This is a genomic window from Vibrio sp. 811, from assembly GCF_033339195.1.
Genome location: NZ_JAWOUB010000479.1, coordinates 1 through 662 on the forward strand (window position 1 = coordinate 1; position 662 = coordinate 662).

General features: G+C 47.1%; 1 protein-coding gene. It reads right to left on the bottom strand.

Annotation, left to right across the window (positions count from 1 at the left end; genetic code table 11):
• A partial coding sequence (locus R7Q46_RS27595; protein ID WP_318078339.1) for a DUF4124 domain-containing protein occupies positions 1-389 on the bottom strand: 389 nt, incomplete at its 3' end.
• Positions 390-662 lie beyond the last annotated feature (273 nt).

The following is a 662-nucleotide window of genomic DNA, read 5'->3' on the forward strand; positions in this document are numbered from 1 at the left end:
TGCAGTTGTTCACCAATGCCCAGCTTACGATTGGCTTCCAGCTGGATATTAATCAAGCCACGATTACTACGAATGGTTTCATTGTGTTGAGGAGTGAGCATCGCCAGTTGCAAAGGTTGAGGCTTATCCGTTTTCTTTTCTGGCTCTTCTTCTGGCTCGGGGGCTGCTTTGGCTTGTGGCGCAAGTGATTCCGTGCTCTCGACTTCTGGTGCTGGTGCACTGGCTTCAAGATTGGGCAATGCGATGGTCTTCGCACCTTGGTTTGGGGTGTCACTGAAGTGCACTACGCCGTTTTCGTCTACCCAAGTGTAAGCGACCTGAGCCGAGGCTACAGAGGCCAGTAGTGTGCCGCTGAGTACACATAGCGATGGAATAAGCTGAACTTTCATGGCTCACCTTCTTTTGATCGATGATTTCACGTTTCAATGGCTTAGGCCTTTGACCTACAAGGTAAAAATAGCCCAAGCGTATTTTTATTATCCCCTCATGTTAAACGGCGAATCTTGACTGACGAATACAAAAAAGGCCCGCCTGCGAGGCGAGCCTAATATTTTGTTACTGTGTTTACATTTTACACAGTTTGAACCTTATACAGAGTAGTAAAGTTCGAACTCAAGTGGGTGAGTTGCCATGTTGATGCGCTCAACGTCTTTTGACTTAAG